Below are 13,184 nucleotides of genomic sequence, written 5' to 3'. Positions count from 1 at the left end.
GCGTCAGCTGATGTGAAGTGGTTACGATCGGAGCCGAGTAACGCTCTGTCGCGGCTCAGGCCACACAATCGCGCGATCCTGACGGTTATTAACCGCCAACCTATTATTTCTGTTGTGAAATCGAGCAAAGAAAGGCGTCCGTTTTAAGGAGCTTTAGCTGGACCGAGAACCGGTCGCTCAGCAGATCAACTGCCGCATCGTGGGTCTCATCGGTTCCGCTACATACTGCATCACTTAGGACAATGACATGAAACCCGAAATCGATTGCCCCGAGCACAGTTGCCAGCACACACACATCCGTTTCTCCCCCGGTGATGACGAGCGTCTGCACCCCCTCCTGTCGCAAATGAGAAACGAGCCGGCCATCTACCCAAGGTGAGTAAGTCGTTTTGTCATGGACCCGAGCCGGTGGCACAAGCCTTTGAAGCGGCGCCGCCAACTCCAGTAGCTCCTCTGATAAGTGTTCGCCTGTCATCATCCACCATTTTTCGTAGTAATCCTTCCAGGTACCACGAGCGTCCTCCACGCGAAGCGGAGGAACGAACCGAGTGAACATGGTTCGTTCGGCGTGGCGCTGCGAAACTTCCGTTAGTTGCGGAAGCACGCGCGCCATCCATGGCACATACCATGGCGTGTGCTCGGCAAACATTCGTTGGGCATCGACACAAATATGCCGCCAGTTGCCGATCTCCTGCATGAACGACCTCCTATCTTCGGGTAACTCGCTCCGCTTTAGGAAACAGAAACCCACAATGAGCTTTAATCAAATCTGGCTATGCCGTCCGAAGGTCCCGGTGGTACCGGCATTAGCGGGCGATAGTTCAGACTTGTTGACGCAACGCACGGTGTCTCGGGATCAGTTCTTCGCGGTGCCCGGCGCCGCCATCTTGGCGTGCTTCGCGGCGAGCACTGATGCCGGCGTGACGTTGGCCATTGCCGCCTGGAACTTGTTTTTCCAGCCGGCGACGACGTCGCCCTCTCCGTTCAACATGGCGTCAAAGCCGACTTTCGCGACGTCGGCCGGATCGTCCTTCTCAGCCTGGCCGACGTCCGTATCGAGCATGTCAGCGCGTTCGAAGAACCGCGTTTCTGTCGGACCGGGCATGAGGCATGTCACAGTTACACCCGAATCCTGGAGCTCGTTCCGGAGAGCGAACGAGAAACTGTTCAGGAACGCCTTGCTGCCGTTATAAACGGCCTGGTAGCTGCCGGGGATAAATCCAGCAATCGACCCCGTGATCAAAATCTTGCCGGTGCCACGGGTGCGCATCTGAATGCCGACCTGCTGAATGAGGTAGACCGTGCCGACAACGTTCGTGTCGATGACACGGCGGGCCTCGGCGAAGTCCTGGTCGAGAAAACCCTTACCCAGCCCTCGTCCCGCATTCGCAAGTAGCAGATCGACTGAGCGGCCATCGGCTTCAATGCTTTCCAGCAACCGGTCGACGCCTTCGATCGTCGAAAGGTCGGCGATCAAGGCGTCGACGCTTGCTCCGTCTCTTCGAAGTTTGGCTGCGGCATCGTTGATCGCCTCCTCGTCTGCCACGATGATTAAGTCGTAGCCCTTCGACGCGGCGATCTTGGCGAGTTCCAAGCCAATTCCGCTCGAGGCGCCAGTGACGACGGCGAGCCCTGTCTTCAACTGTGAAGTACCCATGATCACTTCTTCCTTGCTACGGTTTCAGAACGACCTTGATGCAGCCGTCCTGCTTGTCGCGGAAAGTCTTGTACAGGTCGGGGCCGTCTTCCAACGTGGCCCGATGGGTGATGATGAAGGACGGATCGATCTCGCCGTTCTGAATACGCTCCATCAAAAGCGGCAGATATTGCTGGACCGGCGTCTGGGCCATGCGGAAGGTTAGACCGCGGTTGATGGCCGAGCCCATCGGGATTTTGTCAAGGAAGCCGCCGTAAACGCCAACGATCGAGACCGTGCCGAAGTTGCGACAGCAATGGATTGCCTGGCGTAGCACATGTGGTCGGTCGGTCCCCATGAAGGTCGCGACCTTTATGCGGTCTATCCGCGAGTCCCAGCTTGCCGCTGGCTCGGCCTCGGTTCCAACGGCGTCGATGCACGCGTCCGCGCCGCGGCCGTTGGTCAGCTCCATGATCCTGTCGTAAATATCCTTGTCCATGAAATCGAGGGTGATCGCACCGGATTTTTCAGCGAGCGCGAGCCTCTCGGGCACGGTATCGATGGCGATGACCCGCTCGGCGCCGAGAATGAACGCGGACTTGATCGCCATCTGCCCGACCGGGCCGCAGCCCCATACCGCAATAGTGTCGCCCGGCTGGATGTTGCAGAAGTCTGCCGCCATGTAGCCGGTCGGAAAGATGTCGGAGAGGAACAGAACCTGCTCGTCGGTGAGTCCGTCTGGTACCTTAATCGGTCCGACGTCGGCATAGGGAACGCGCAAATATTCCGCTTGGCCGCCGCTGTAGCCACCGAGGAGATGCGTGTAGCCAAACAGGCCTGCAGGTGAGCTGCCCCAAAGCTTCTTCGCTTTCGACGGATCGGGATTGCTCCTTTCGCAACCAGAAAAGAACCCGCGTTTGCAGAAGAAGCAGTCGCCGCACGAGATGGTGAAGGGAACGACAACGCGGTCGCCGACTTTAAGTTTCTTATTGTCTTTGCCGACTTCTACGACCTCGCCCATGGTCTCATGGCCCATGATGTCGCCACTATGCATGTCCGGCATAATGCCGTTGTAAAGATGGAGGTCCGATCCGCAAATGGCGCAGGCGGTGACTTTGATGATTGCGTCGCGACCGTCTTCCACCTTGGGATCCGGGACGCTTTCGCAGCGGATGTCATGCTTGCCATGCCATGTTAGCGCCTTCATGTCGTTCTCCTCATCGAACTTATCACGGTGCGGACGTCGCCTTTCGTCGAAAACCGCCCTGTGAAAAAGATGTTCCATCGCGACTGGCGTATTCAGCAACACGTCGGACGTTCAGGGAACAAAAAAACGAGCGCGAGCAATTCGCGAGGCATGAGCGAAAAGACAACATGGATCGGCGGGTGCCTATGCGGAACATGTCGGTATGAGTTCCGCGGCGACCCACTCCACACCGGCTATTGTCATTGTGACATGTGCAAGAAGGGGACCGGCGGGCCATTCGCCGTCCTTGTGCAGGCAAGCCTAGAGGCGTTCGGATGGACAAAAGGTCGCCCCGGTCATATCGCTCTTCCCCGATTGCGACGCGCGGCTTTTGCGATCTGTGTGGAACACCTCTTACCTCCAGTACGACGTTGACGAGTTGATACGTGTGACAGTCGGTTGGGTCCGGCCAGAGGGATATTACGACGTCGAAAGCAGATTGGGCTGGGCCGATGGCGGACGGGGCTTGCCTGAAGAGAAAACGCAAGAAACCTTCTGAAGCCCGGCGCCGTCCACAGGGGAGGCCGTTCTCACTTTGGAGTTTTCTCCTATCGTTCGCGAGTTACAAGGGAGTAGGTACGATGGTTGCAGCGCGTTTGGTCCCGGGTGGTTTCTACTGGGCGAAGTCGTCTCGGTACTTCGAGGGTCGAACGACCGTCGTCCAGGTTTCGACCGTCTTTGGAAGGGACCCCGATTACTGGTCGCTTGCTCTGCTCGGAACCGACCAGCATGCGATGCCCTCCGAATTCGAGATCATTGGGCAGGTGGAACCTGCGAAGCGGTCTGCTCTCCGCCAGGCCGCCGAATAGCCTCGGCTACCAGATATCGTACGAACTCGGCAGCTAACCGCCCGACACAACCCGCGCCCGACTCCGACGTCGGCCGCTACAGCTCTGAACCCTCTAGCCGTAATGCGCGGCTATTCGTACTTGCCTGGCAGGACTGAACTTAAGACCTGCCGCACCGTGCCGCGGATGACGCCTTCCTGGTTTGGATCACCCTTTATCAGCGTGGTTGTGAGTTTCTTGACCTGATCAAACGTGATATGCGGTGGCATTGGGGGGACTTCGGGGTCGGTTTTGACCTCAAGGAGAACAGGGCGATCCGACGCAAGCGCCTCGTCCCAGGCCGGCCCCAGATTTTCCGGGCGATCGACAAACAGGCCTTTGAGGCCGATGAGTTCGGCGAACCGGTGGTACGGCACGTTGGGAATGCCTTGTGAGGCCTCGAACTTCGGATCGCCCTCCATCACCCGCTGCTCCCAGGTCACCTGATTGAGATCCTCGTTATTGAAGACGCAGATAATGAAGCGGTGGTCGGCCCAGTCTCGCCAGTATTTTGAAACGGTGATCAGCTCCGCCATGTTGTTCATCTGCATGGCGCCATCGCCGACCAAACCGATGACAGGTCGGTCCGGATGGGCGTATTTGGCAGCGATAGCATAGGGAACTGCAGCACCCATCGATGCCAGTCCGCCCGAAAGCGACGCCATCATTCCGGGCCTAATCTTGATATCGCGCGCATACCAGTTCGCGCAGGAGCCGGAATCGCTGGTCAGGATGACATTGTCCGGCAGGCGTGACGACAGCTCCCAAGCGACCAGCTGCGGATTGACGGGATTGGCTTCGGCGTGGGCCCGTTTCTCAAGGAGCTTCCACCAGGCGGCAACGTTCTTTTCTATGTGCTTGCGCCATTCTCCATCTTTCTGCTCAAGCAAGGGCAGCAATGCGTCCAATGTTTCCTTGGCGTCGCCGACAAGATTGACGTCCATAGGGTAACGCAGCGACAGCATGCCCGGCTGGATATCGATCTGGACCGCCTTCGCTTGTCCTTCCTCCGGCAAAAACTCCGCATAGGGAAAGCCGGAACCGATCATCAACAACGTGTCGCAGTCGCGCATCAGCTCCCAGGAGGGCTCAGTTCCAAGAAGACCGATCGACCCGGTAACCCAAGGCAAAGCATCCGGAAGAGCGGCCTTGCCAAGTAATGCCTTCGCAGCCCCGGCACCAAGCCGATCGGCGATGGCGATCACCTCGTCGGTCGCGCCAAGAGCGCCGGCACCGACCAGGATGGCAACCTTTTTGCCGGCGTTGAGGATGTCGGCCGCGGCTTGCAGGTCCTCCTGATAAGGTACAATCTTTGGCGCCCGATAGCCAAAGCCGGAATGGAGGGTTCCGTGAGCCCGCGACGGTTCTTCGTAGACCATTTCCTGCAAGTCGTTGGGCAATATCAATGCCGTCACCGTCCTGTTCGCCAGCGCGATCCGCACCGCACGATCGACAAGATGTCGGACTTGCGCCGGCGTGGAGGCCTGATGGACGAAATCTCTGGCGACATCCTTGAACAGGGCAGCGAGATCGACCTCCTGCTGATAATGTCCGCCAAGCGCGCCACGGGCTTGCTGCCCGACGATCGCCAGAAGTGGCTGATGATCCGCTCTCGCATCGTACATGCCGGTTACGAGATGTGCCGCCCCTGGGCCAGAGGTCGCGATGCAGACGCCGAGCTCGCCGGAAAATTTCGCGTAGGCAGATGCCATGAACGCGGCCATCTCCTCATGACGTGCCTGGATGAACTCGATCTTGTCGCCGGCATGGTTGAGCGCGCCGAACACGCCGTTGATGCCGTCGCCGGGATAGCCGAACATGCGGCGGACGCCCCAGGCGTAAAGACGGGAAACGACGAAATCGCCGACGGTCTGTGTCATATCGAAGGCTCTTGGGTCACATCAAAATAGGTCTGCAACAAACCCCTGTTTCCGGGTGTTGGTTCCGCAATTGCGGCAGTTCTCTTATGCTCTGAAGAACCGATCTGGAGCGGTTCGATCCGGACCTCCTGAGCGTCGGTCGCAGAGACGCGATCACAATTCACAGTCAGCGGAACTTTGGTCGAAAACCACAGTTCTCCCTGCGTGAAATCCCATGTCAGTTAAGGAGATGTTCCATGCCCCAAGGTGACAAGTCCGCCTATACCGACAAACAGAAGCGCAAGGCCGAGCACATCGAGGAAGGCTACGAAGATCGCGGCGTCTCCGAAAAGGAAGCCGAGCGCCGTGCCTGGGCCACCGTCAATAAAGAAAGCGGTGGCGGCAAGAAGTCCGGATCTGGTCGCGGACATGCCGAAAACCATTCCTCCTCCGAAAAAGGCGGGCGCAGGGGTGGTGCCGCTGCTGCATCGCGGACCAAGGAAGAGCGTTCCGCTTCGGCCAAAAAGGCCGCTGCCACTCGCAAACGCAATGAGCACCACGCCCATCATTGACCCCTGATATGGCGCCCGACCCAGGGCGCCGCTTCACATGCGGAGGATCCGATGCCGAAAAAGAAACCCAAGCAGAAATGGTCGCAGGACGTGACCGACAACAGCGATGCGATGGACCTCGAAGGCGGGGTGTTCAAGCAGCGCAGCGCCAAGAAGATCGCGGATTCGCTCAAGCATTCCGCGGAGGAAAGCCCGCGGCGAAAGGCCAGCCCTTTCCAGTCCGCGATGTCGATGCTTACCTTCTATATCAATCGTGCCGGCAAGCAGCTGTCACGATCGCGTCTGGCGACCCTCAAACGCGCCAAGGATGAACTGCGCAAGGACTTTGGCAAGCAGCCGAAGCGTTAAAGAGCCTCTCGTTTGATGCTGAAGGGAGAGTGGCTATGCCGGTCATAAAAGCGCCGAATGACAATCCGCGCGACGACGATCTCGAATGCCAGCAGGCTTTGGAACCGTCGTTTCTGTCGATCATCGAGCAAGCCGTTGCTGCCGGCTGGCCCCGCCGCCTCGTGCTGCAATCGCTCGGCGATCTCGCCGATAACCTTTGGACCGATGAGGAACAGCTCGGACCGCAGCCGGAACTCCCGGCCGTCGGGAGTTTCGATCCTTAAGCATTTTGCCGTGCCGTCATCAGTGACGCATTCAGATGGTCGCCAATGCTCTTGAGGTCGCTGATAAAGCGCTGGCGCTCGCTCTCACGATCATCGTGATCGCGGATCCGGAGCAGATAGGACGGATGGATCGTGACCAGGATAGGCGTCCCGCTTGCTGCAGGTAGAACGTGTCCTCGTTCCTTGGTCAGTCCGACCGATCGGCCCATCAGAGTGTAGAGGGCTGTCGCCCCGAGCGCCACGATGAGGTCAGGCCGGAGGAGCTCAAGTTCGCCGCCCAGCCACCAGGCGCAACGTTGTATCTCACCGGCGTTTGGCTTGGCATGAAGGCGCCGTCTGCCGCGTCGTTCGAATTTGAAGTGCTTGACCGCATTGGTCACGTAGCAGAGTGATCGATCAACGCCGGCTTCCTGCAGACATTCGTCGAGCAGCCTGCCCGCGGGGCCGACGAAGGGCTTGCCAGCTATGTCCTCCTGATCTCCCGGTTGCTCGCCCACCAGCACAACTTTTGCCTCGGACGGGCCCTCTCCGAACACGGTTTGGGTGGCATCCCGGTAGAGGTCGCAGCGTTCACAGGCTTCAGCTTGATCCCGCAATGCGCTCAAACTTGTGGCCGGTGGATGGGGTTCTGCAAAAGCAGGCGGGACCTGTGCTTTGCGGGTGGTCGTTGGCATTGCGCGCTACCCCTCCTCGCCAGGATATTGGGATTTCTTCAGAAGCTTGGCGAGATGAACCGTATTGCGCGCCAGCATCGATATCATCGTCTGAACCGCCTCCGGGGTTTTTTTCAGATCGACGAAGTTCGTCGATCCCATGGCCTCGCCGACCCAGTAGGCAACCGCATTGGCCGGAATCGTGAAGCCGACATCGTTGAGGGCCTGAAAGACCTCGGCAGAAACATGGTGAGCGCCATCCTCGTTGCCAACCACCGCAACTGCTGCGACCTTGCCGTAGGACACCATGCGGCCTTGATCGTCGGTCTCTTCGAGAAATGCGTCCATCCGCTCCAGCGCGCGCTTGCAAACGCTTCCCGGCTGCCCGAGCCAGATCGGCGTGCCGACCAGCAGAATGTCGGCTTCCAGAACTTTTTTGCGGATGTCGGGCCAAGCGTCGCCTTCGCCTTCGTCCGACGTCACGCCCGGCTTGATGTTGTAATCGGCAAGTCGAATGATCTCGGTTTCGACGCCGTGCTTCTTAAACTCTTCGGCAATGAGTTCGAGCAATTTGCCGGTGGAGGATGGTTCGGAAGAATCCGAGGACTTCAGGGTGCCGTTCAAGGCGACTGCTTTCAAAGTCATGGCTGCTCCTGTTGTGAAAAAGGGCCGGCTGTTCCAACAGCCTGATGTTCGGGAAGCGTTGGTACCTCCAACTCGCAAAGCGAAACCGATCATCAGCCGAGTTGTTCCCTGCGCGCCGACTGCAAGGGAACGATCGCATTGCGATGCGGTTTCCGTTTTGAACAACAAAAAATCCCGAACATCAAAGGAGTTTCATCATGCAGGCTGTGCGCATTCATCGCTTCGGCGGACCGGAGGTCATGGCAATCGAGGAAATTGACCGTCCGATCCCGTCTGCCAACGAAGTCCTCATCAAAGTCTTTGCCGCATGCGTCCAATCCGGTCGATGCCAAGATGCGCGAAGGAAAATATGGTCACCGAGAAGGACTTGCCCTATGTGCTCGGGCGCGATGTCAGCGGACAAATCGCGGCCGCCGGCGACGATGTCTCAAGCTTCCTCATCGGCGACGAGGTCTTTGCGTTTCTCTGGCCAGAACATGGCGGCTACGAGGAATTCGTCCTAGCACGAGTTGACGAAGTCGCCGCGAAGCCAAAATCACTGGATGCGGTCGGCGCGGCCGTCGTGCCGCTTGCCGGCATCACCGCCTGGCAGGGTCTCTTCGACCAGGGCGGTCTGCTGCAGGGCCAGCGCGTTCTTATCCACGGTGGCCCCGGCGGGGTCGGACATATCGCCATTCAGTTTGCCAAGGCAAAGGGCGCCTGGGTCGCAACCACGGTATCTGCGGGCGACAAGGAGTTCGTCAGCGACCTCGGGGCCGATCAGGTGATCGACTACAAGTCCGAAAAGTTCGAGAACCTGATCGAGCCCGTAGACTTGGTGTTCGATCTGGGTGGTGAGACGCAGGAGCGAAGCTTCAATGTCGTCAAGCCAGGAGGCGCCGGACAAGGCGCGCGCCGCTGAACGGGACATTCGCGTCGGCCGCTACACCGCGTAGCCGAACGGCGCTCAATTGCAAGAGATCGCGGACTTGATCGACCAAGGCAAGGTCAAGGTGGTGATCGCGAGCACCTTTGAGCTTCGCGAGGCAGCCCTCAAGGAGAACCATATCCGCGGCGAGGTCGTTCTGAAAGTCGTGGATTAATCCAACGATCTGGAGGCGCACCTGGAAACCTTTCAACGGGCGCGTCTCTTGTCGATATCTTGGCAGCAGGCACCGCGCTCCGCTCGGTCGATTTTCCTTGGAACAGTCAGGCTGGCAAATTCGTTTTTAGGCGAAGACAAATCAGGAGATCCCTATGAAACACTTTGTTATCGCTTCGCTTGCCCTCGTGCTTGCCGGTCCGGCCTTCGCGCAATCTGCCGCCGAGAAAACCGGCGTCAATTCGCTGATGGGCGTTGCTCCGAAGACGGAAGACTTCGTCAAGGAAGCCGCCACCAGCGATATGTTCGAGATCGCCTCGAGCAAGCTTGCCCTGGAGCGTGGTGACGAAGCAACGAAAGCCTTTGCCCAGAAGATGGTCACCGATCACCAGAAGACCACGGATGAACTCAAGGGCTTGGTGACCAGCGGCAAGGTCAAAGCACCGCTTCCGGCAGCGATGACATCCAGTCAGCAAAGCATGCTCGACAAGCTGAACGGCCTTCAGGGCGCCGACTTCAACAAGCAATACCACTCTGATCAGGAGTCCGTGCATGAAGATGCGGTCGATCTGTTCAAGCGGTATGGCGATGAAGGCGACAATGCCGATTTGAAAGCGTGGGCCGCCAGTACGCGTCCGGCTCTGGAACACCATCTGATGATGGCAAAGGACCTCAATAAGTAGTGCTTTGAAAAGCCAGGAGGCAAGTCATGATCGACGAAGAGGAAAAAAGACTGCGCGCCTATCAGATCTGGGAAAGCGAGGGGCGGCCGGAAGGACGGGATCTTGCGCACTGGTATCAGGCGGCAGACGGCGAGGCCAGCGCTACAGGTCAAGGCGCTCACTACATGCCTTACTCTGCTGGCGCGGCGTCTGCCGGGTCACTGGTGATCAAGTTCTATCATTCCGGCGATCAAGTTCGCGGATATGTCCGCAAGATCGCCGAGACCGGGCAAGACGATTCGATATTTCCTGGTGAGGAGATGGAGCCGGAGGCTGCTTTCAAACTGGCCCAATCCCACAATGGAGGTTGCGCCAAGCCGATCTTCGTGGAGCTGACAGAAGGCGTCGAATGGGATCCGTCATGGGGGGCACTCGGAAATAAAGATCTCGAGACGGTTCCAGCTGAAACGGATGCTTCTCGCGCTGCGGATAATCCGACCGCCTCTCGGCGTCGCACGCGTCTGGCGCGAGAGGCTGAAAAGGGACTGCGCCGCGCAGTGGGCGAGACGCAGGCTGAGGAAGATATGAGAAACCCCCGGTCCGACCGCCCAGGAGCCTAATCATGACAAAAAATGGCAGATCGTCCAAAGCTCAGATTGAACAGGACGCCAAAGGGCAGTCCGAAAGCAACCATGCAGGTGGCTCCAACAACGGTGTCAGCAGCGCCAAGCCGCGCGTGATCACCCATTCCGACGACGCGACGGTTAACAAGAAAACGCCGGGCAAGGGCAAAGACTCCGCGGACTGGCGCATCAATTATGACGAGCGCGACATGAACGAGGGCGAGTTTCGAGGATAGAGCTATGAAGCAAGCTGCGCCTTCCCGGCGCAGCGGAACTTGGTGCGACATCGAAGGTTTACTAGAACCGAGGAGCCTCAACCGAGATGGCTCGCCTCGTGGTATCTCTTGAGGCATCCATGACGCCGAAAACACCCTTTCCCAAAATCAAGCCCTATTCCGGACCTGCGGGCGGATGGGGTTCTGCAAAATCCGTCGCCGAGATCACCCTGAAAGAGCATGTCGCTCTGCGTGGGCCGAAGCTGCTGTCGACGCAGAACAAGCCGGAAGGTTATATGTGCGTGAGTTGCGCCTGGGCAAAACCTGCCAAGACTCACCCTCTTGAATTTTGCGAGAATGGGGCCAAAGCCACAGCCTGGGAGGTGACATCTCGGCGTGCTGACCGGGCATTCTTCCGTAAACATCCTCTTCGAGAACTGGAGCTTTGGAACGATCACGACCTCGAAGAACAAGGTCGTTTGACGCATCCGATGCGCTGGGACGCAGCCACCGATCGATATGTTCCGGTCGCCTGGGCCGAGGCGTTCGAAGAGATCGGTCGGGAGCTACGCGCTCTCGACCCGCATCAGGTCGATTTCTACACGTCGGGTCGGGCATCGCTCGAAACGAGTTACATGTACCAGCTGTTTGCGCGCATGTACGGCAGCAACAACATGCCCGACAGCTCCAACATGTGTCACGAGAGCTCATCGGTCGCTCTTCCGGAAAGCATCGGGGCCGCTGTTGGAACAGCCGTCCTTTCGGACTTCCAGAACACCGACTGCATCTTCTACATCGCGCAGAACGTTGGTACGTCGTCGCCGCGCTTGCTGCACGATCTCCAGGATGCCGTCGATCGCGGCGTCAAGATCGTCACCTTCAATCTGTTGCGTGAACGCGGCCTTGAGCGGTTCGTCAACCCGCAGTCACCGACGCAGATGCTCACCGGCAACGAAACGAAGATTTCCTCCGAATATTATCAGGTGAACAACGGTGGCGATATCGCCGCACTATTTGGCGTCTGCAAGGCGCTGATCGAAGCCGACGATGCCTTGAAAGCCTCCCATCAAAGCCGTGTCGCCGGTGACGACGGCAAACCAAAGGATCCAGATAACGCTGCAATGGTTGCCTTTGCGGCCTCGATTGCGGCGGCCGACAAGAAGCATGTCCTCGACCATGACTTCATCAAGGAGCACACCACCGGCTTCGAGGAATTCGCCAACGCCGCACGCGGCCATCGGTGGGAGGAGTTGGAGCAGGTTTCGGGCCTCAGCCGGGATCAGATGACGCAGGCCGCAGCCATATACGCCAAATCCGATGCGGTAATGATGGTCTACGGTATGGGCCTGACGCAACAGCTTATGGGCGTGCAGAACGTCCACATGGTTTGCAACCTTGCCCTTCTGCGTGGGAATATCGGCAAACCGGGCGCCAACATCTGCGCCGTCCGCGGCCATTCCAACGTCCAGGGACAACGAACCGTCGGCATTACCGAGAAGCCGGGCCTGGCACCGCTCGACAAGCTTTCCGAACTCTATGGTTTCAACCCGCCCCGGTGGACAGGCCGCTCGACGGTTGAGACCTGCGAGGCGATTATGGGCGGACAATCCCGAGCCTTCATCAGTCTCGGCGGCAACTTCCTGAGAGCAGTCCCCGACACGACTGTTATGGAAGAAGGTTGGCGTAGGCTGCGGCTTAGCGTGCAGATCGCCACCAAGCTCAATCGCAGCCATGTCGTCCATGGCGAGATTGCCTATCTGCTGCCGTGTCTCGGTCGCATCGAACTGGACGAGCAAGCGACCGGTCCGCAGGCCGTATCGATGGAGAGTTCGATCGCGCATTTCCACGGCTCGCGCGGCAAGACGAGACCAGCAAGCCCGGAGCTCCTTTCGGAGCCGGCAATCGTCGCCGGCATGGCCAAGGCGACCCTCGGCGAAACCAAGGTTCCCTGGGACAGCTGGGTCGGGAATTACGCGGAGATCCGTGATGCGATCGAGCAAACCTACCCGGAAACGTTCAAGGATTTCAACAGACGCCTGTTTACACCGGGCGGGTTTGTCAGGCCGCTGCCGGCGCGCGAACGCAAGTGGGTGACGAAGAGCGGCAAGGCGAACTTCCTTACGCCGGAGAAACTCTTTCCGGAATTTTCGACGGCGCGGAGCACCGACGTCCTCCACCTGGCGACGCTGCGATCTAACGACCAGTTCAACACCACGATTTATGGGTACAGCGACAGATTTCGCGGTGTCGAAGGCACTCGCAAGGTGGTCTTCATGAACCCGGAGGATATTCTTCGCTTGGGTTTCAAGGACGGCGACAGTGTCGATCTGACCACTGCTATCGATACAGACTACGTTCGGACGGTGACGGCGTTGAGGATCGTTGCCTATGATATTCCCAGGGGATGTTGCGGCGCGTATTATCCTGAGACGAACCCGCTCTTTCCGCTGGCTCACCATGATCCGAAATCGAAAACGCCCTCCTACAAGCTCCTTCCGGTGCGTCTCGGTCGATCCTCAGAAGTTCCAGATGATTGAGGGAGTGACCGGGTGAG

Annotated in this window: 17 protein-coding genes; 11 read left to right on the top strand and 6 right to left on the bottom strand. The window is 58.6% G+C overall.

What is annotated here, in order from left to right; translation table 11 throughout:
• Positions 1–103 precede the first annotated feature (103 nt).
• From AC1DIJ_RS27325 to AC1DIJ_RS27315, 3 genes are all read right to left on the bottom strand, one after another.
• Positions 104–697, bottom strand: a complete 594-nt coding sequence (locus AC1DIJ_RS27325; RefSeq protein WP_112389100.1) for a cysteine hydrolase family protein — start codon at positions 695–697, stop codon at positions 104–106.
• A 159-nt stretch (positions 698–856) separates the two neighbouring features.
• On the bottom strand, positions 857–1,657 hold the full coding sequence (locus AC1DIJ_RS27320) for an SDR family NAD(P)-dependent oxidoreductase (protein WP_112389099.1): 801 nt from the start codon (positions 1,655–1,657) through the stop codon (positions 857–859).
• 16 nt (positions 1,658–1,673) lie between these two features.
• A complete protein-coding gene (locus AC1DIJ_RS27315) occupies positions 1,674–2,843 on the bottom strand; it encodes a zinc-dependent alcohol dehydrogenase (protein WP_112389149.1) in 1,170 nt (389 codons plus the stop codon).
• A gap of 69 nt (positions 2,844–2,912) precedes the next feature.
• Here AC1DIJ_RS27315 and AC1DIJ_RS27310 point away from each other — a divergent pair, with 69 nt between their 5' ends.
• Both AC1DIJ_RS27310 and AC1DIJ_RS27305 read left to right on the top strand, forming a co-directional pair.
• Positions 2,913–3,257: a GFA family protein gene (locus AC1DIJ_RS27310; RefSeq protein ID WP_477831699.1), complete on the top strand. Its 345-nt coding sequence runs from the start codon at positions 2,913–2,915 to the stop codon at positions 3,255–3,257.
• Between the two features lie 206 nt (positions 3,258–3,463).
• A complete protein-coding gene (locus tag AC1DIJ_RS27305) occupies positions 3,464–3,691 on the top strand; it encodes a hypothetical protein (RefSeq protein WP_112389098.1) in 228 nt (75 codons plus the stop codon).
• Between the two features lie 110 nt (positions 3,692–3,801).
• Here the strand turns inward: AC1DIJ_RS27305 and AC1DIJ_RS27300 are convergent, their stop codons facing one another.
• Entirely contained in the window at positions 3,802–5,589 is a 1,788-nt protein-coding gene (locus AC1DIJ_RS27300; protein WP_112389097.1) for a thiamine pyrophosphate-requiring protein, read from the bottom strand.
• 236 nt (positions 5,590–5,825) lie between these two features.
• Here AC1DIJ_RS27300 and AC1DIJ_RS27295 point away from each other — a divergent pair, with 236 nt between their 5' ends.
• The 3 genes from AC1DIJ_RS27295 to AC1DIJ_RS27285 are packed head-to-tail and all read left to right on the top strand — an operon-like array spanning position 5,826 to position 6,751.
• On the top strand, positions 5,826–6,140 hold the full coding sequence (locus AC1DIJ_RS27295; protein WP_112389096.1) for a plasmid stabilization protein: 315 nt from the start codon (positions 5,826–5,828) through the stop codon (positions 6,138–6,140).
• Positions 6,141–6,191: 51 nt separating this feature from the next.
• Positions 6,192–6,488, top strand: a complete 297-nt coding sequence (locus AC1DIJ_RS27290) for a DUF3175 domain-containing protein (RefSeq protein WP_112389095.1) — start codon at positions 6,192–6,194, stop codon at positions 6,486–6,488.
• 35 nt (positions 6,489–6,523) lie between these two features.
• Positions 6,524–6,751, top strand: a complete 228-nt coding sequence (locus AC1DIJ_RS27285; protein WP_112389094.1) for a hypothetical protein — start codon at positions 6,524–6,526, stop codon at positions 6,749–6,751.
• On the opposite strand, the gene AC1DIJ_RS27280 is transcribed toward AC1DIJ_RS27285, so the two are convergent.
• Together AC1DIJ_RS27280 and AC1DIJ_RS27275 are read right to left on the bottom strand one after the other, a co-directional pair.
• Positions 6,748–7,425, bottom strand: coding sequence for a UdgX family uracil-DNA binding protein (locus tag AC1DIJ_RS27280; protein ID WP_112389093.1), 678 nt, complete (start codon positions 7,423–7,425; stop codon positions 6,748–6,750). The genes AC1DIJ_RS27285 and AC1DIJ_RS27280 overlap by 4 nt on opposite strands.
• 6 nt (positions 7,426–7,431) lie before the next feature.
• Entirely contained in the window at positions 7,432–8,049 is a 618-nt protein-coding gene (locus AC1DIJ_RS27275) for a flavodoxin family protein (protein WP_112389092.1), read from the bottom strand.
• Between the two features lie 349 nt (positions 8,050–8,398).
• Between AC1DIJ_RS27275 and AC1DIJ_RS27270 the strand changes: the two genes are divergently transcribed.
• From AC1DIJ_RS27270 to AC1DIJ_RS27245, 6 genes are all read left to right on the top strand, one after another.
• Positions 8,399–8,950 (top strand): NADP-dependent oxidoreductase, encoded by a 552-nt coding sequence (locus AC1DIJ_RS27270; protein WP_477831685.1) that lies wholly within the window; start codon positions 8,399–8,401, stop codon positions 8,948–8,950.
• 49 nt (positions 8,951–8,999) lie between these two features.
• Entirely contained in the window at positions 9,000–9,131 is a 132-nt protein-coding gene (locus tag AC1DIJ_RS27265) for a zinc-binding dehydrogenase (protein WP_477831684.1), read from the top strand.
• Positions 9,132–9,285: 154 nt separating this feature from the next.
• Positions 9,286–9,813, top strand: coding sequence for a DUF4142 domain-containing protein (locus AC1DIJ_RS27260; RefSeq protein ID WP_112389091.1), 528 nt, complete (start codon positions 9,286–9,288; stop codon positions 9,811–9,813).
• Between the two features lie 26 nt (positions 9,814–9,839).
• The gene (locus AC1DIJ_RS27255; RefSeq protein ID WP_112389090.1) at positions 9,840–10,412 is read left to right on the top strand and encodes a DUF2934 domain-containing protein; all 573 of its coding nucleotides are present in this window, start codon (positions 9,840–9,842) and stop codon (positions 10,410–10,412) included.
• 2 nt (positions 10,413–10,414) lie between these two features.
• Positions 10,415–10,651 (top strand): hypothetical protein, encoded by a 237-nt coding sequence (locus AC1DIJ_RS27250; RefSeq protein WP_162706012.1) that lies wholly within the window; start codon positions 10,415–10,417, stop codon positions 10,649–10,651.
• 119 nt (positions 10,652–10,770) lie between these two features.
• Entirely contained in the window at positions 10,771–13,167 is a 2,397-nt protein-coding gene (locus AC1DIJ_RS27245; protein ID WP_112389089.1) for an FdhF/YdeP family oxidoreductase, read from the top strand.
• Positions 13,168–13,184: the final 17 nt, after the last annotated feature.

The sequence above is a fragment of the Rhizobium sp. 10N427 genome (assembly GCF_056394605.1).
This window is presented reverse-complemented; position numbering and strand designations above follow the sequence as displayed.

Excerpts from the sequence above, each read along its gene's own strand:
- AC1DIJ_RS27270 (WP_477831685.1), top strand. The coding sequence starts at position 8,399 with ATGGTCACCGAGAAGGACTTGCCCTATGTGCTCGGGCGCGATGTCAGC.
- AC1DIJ_RS27305 (WP_112389098.1), top strand. The coding sequence starts at position 3,464 with ATGGTTGCAGCGCGTTTGGTCCCGGGTGGTTTCTACTGGGCGAAGTCG.
- AC1DIJ_RS27245 (WP_112389089.1), top strand. The coding sequence starts at position 10,771 with ATGACGCCGAAAACACCCTTTCCCAAAATCAAGCCCTATTCCGGACCT.
- AC1DIJ_RS27260 (WP_112389091.1), top strand. The coding sequence starts at position 9,286 with ATGAAACACTTTGTTATCGCTTCGCTTGCCCTCGTGCTTGCCGGTCCG.
- AC1DIJ_RS27250 (WP_162706012.1), top strand. The coding sequence starts at position 10,415 with ATGACAAAAAATGGCAGATCGTCCAAAGCTCAGATTGAACAGGACGCC.
- AC1DIJ_RS27295 (WP_112389096.1), top strand. The coding sequence starts at position 5,826 with ATGCCCCAAGGTGACAAGTCCGCCTATACCGACAAACAGAAGCGCAAG.
- AC1DIJ_RS27290 (WP_112389095.1), top strand. The coding sequence starts at position 6,192 with ATGCCGAAAAAGAAACCCAAGCAGAAATGGTCGCAGGACGTGACCGAC.
- AC1DIJ_RS27275 (WP_112389092.1), bottom strand. The coding sequence starts at position 8,049 with ATGACTTTGAAAGCAGTCGCCTTGAACGGCACCCTGAAGTCCTCGGAT.
- AC1DIJ_RS27300 (WP_112389097.1), bottom strand. The coding sequence starts at position 5,589 with ATGACACAGACCGTCGGCGATTTCGTCGTTTCCCGTCTTTACGCCTGG.
- AC1DIJ_RS27320 (WP_112389099.1), bottom strand. The coding sequence starts at position 1,657 with ATGGGTACTTCACAGTTGAAGACAGGGCTCGCCGTCGTCACTGGCGCC.
- AC1DIJ_RS27255 (WP_112389090.1), top strand. The coding sequence starts at position 9,840 with ATGATCGACGAAGAGGAAAAAAGACTGCGCGCCTATCAGATCTGGGAA.
- AC1DIJ_RS27325 (WP_112389100.1), bottom strand. The coding sequence starts at position 697 with ATGCAGGAGATCGGCAACTGGCGGCATATTTGTGTCGATGCCCAACGA.
- AC1DIJ_RS27280 (WP_112389093.1), bottom strand. The coding sequence starts at position 7,425 with ATGCCAACGACCACCCGCAAAGCACAGGTCCCGCCTGCTTTTGCAGAA.
- AC1DIJ_RS27285 (WP_112389094.1), top strand. The coding sequence starts at position 6,524 with ATGCCGGTCATAAAAGCGCCGAATGACAATCCGCGCGACGACGATCTC.
- AC1DIJ_RS27310 (WP_477831699.1), top strand. The coding sequence starts at position 2,913 with ATGTTCCATCGCGACTGGCGTATTCAGCAACACGTCGGACGTTCAGGG.
- AC1DIJ_RS27315 (WP_112389149.1), bottom strand. The coding sequence starts at position 2,843 with ATGAAGGCGCTAACATGGCATGGCAAGCATGACATCCGCTGCGAAAGC.